The organism is Streptomyces sp. SID5785 (genome assembly GCF_009870065.1).
In the GTDB taxonomy this organism is placed as follows: Bacteria; Actinomycetota; Actinomycetes; order Streptomycetales; family Streptomycetaceae; genus Streptomyces.
Genome location: NZ_WWIA01000117.1, coordinates 1 through 1,169 on the forward strand (window position 1 = coordinate 1; position 1,169 = coordinate 1,169).

At 68.8% G+C, this 1,169-nt stretch carries 1 protein-coding gene and 1 pseudogene; both read left to right on the forward strand.

The genetic code is table 11. The features are described from left to right. Positions 1–590 (forward strand): SigB/SigF/SigG family RNA polymerase sigma factor (locus GTW43_RS03695; protein ID WP_161300168.1); only part of this gene is annotated, 590 nt, incomplete at its 5' end. Positions 591–836: 246 nt separating this feature from the next. Further along, a pseudogene (locus tag GTW43_RS03700) lies at positions 837–1,169 on the forward strand (RNA polymerase sigma factor SigF); the annotation flags it as partial.

Consider the following 1,169-nt stretch of genomic DNA (forward strand, 5'->3'; position numbering starts at 1 on the left):
TCGTCCAGGTCGGCACGATCGGCCTGATCAACGCCATCGACCGCTTCGACCCGGACCGCGGCGTCCAGTTCCCCACCTTCGCGATGCCCACCGTGGTCGGCGAGATCAAGCGCTACTTCCGCGACAACGTGCGCACCGTGCACGTCCCGCGCCGGCTGCACGAGCTGTGGGTGCAGGTCAACAGCGCCACCGAGGACCTCACGACCGCCTTCGGGCGCTCCCCGACGACCGCGGAGATCGCCGAGCGGCTGCGCATCGGCGAGGACGAGGTGCTCGCCTGCATCGAGGCGGGCCGCTCGTACCACGCCACGTCGCTCGAGGCCGCCCAGGAGGGCGACGGGATGCCCGGACTGCTCGACCGGCTCGGCTACGAGGACCCGGAGCTGGACGGCGTCGAGCACCGCGACCTGGTCCGGCACCTGCTCGTCCAGCTGCCCGAGCGGGAGCAGCGGATCCTTCTCCTGCGCTACTACTCGAACTTGACGCAGTCTCAGATCAGCGCCGAGCTGGGTGTCTCGCAGATGCATGTGTCAAGGCTCCTCGCGCGTAGTTTTGCGCGACTTCGATCCGCAAACAGGATCGACGCATAGCTGAATCGGGTAGACCGGTTCCGCGGAGATTTCTCGACAGAAACCCCGCCAACTTCGGCCACACCCCCTGTTATCTGCGCGTTTTCGCCCCATCCATGTCGACATGTCACTACAGCGTGTTGCCGACATGTGACATTCTGCTGGAACCGCGTTTGGCGCAGCCCCACGTCCGGTATTCAGGTGGAGGCTGCGCTCCTACCTGACGGGAGTGCCCGCCGCGACCGTCCGCGACCTCAAGGGGGTGGCATGTCCGCAGACCAGGGCAGCTCGAAGGTGCTCACGCTCTCGCCCGGCGCGTCCGTCGCGCCCGACGACCGGAGCGAGTCCGCGACCGCCGCGCTGATCGACACTCCGCCCGCTCCGGCCCCGGCCGCCGTGCCGGCCCAGCCGGACGGCACCGAGACGTCGGGTGCGCTCGACACCCGCACCCTGTCCCGCTCCCTGTTCCTGCGTCTCGCCACGCTCGACGAGCACAGCCCCGAGCGGGCCTACGTGCGCGACACCCTCATCGAGCTGAACCTGCCGCTCGTGCGGTACGCGGCTGCCCGCTTCCGCAGTCGCAACGAGCCGATGGAGGAC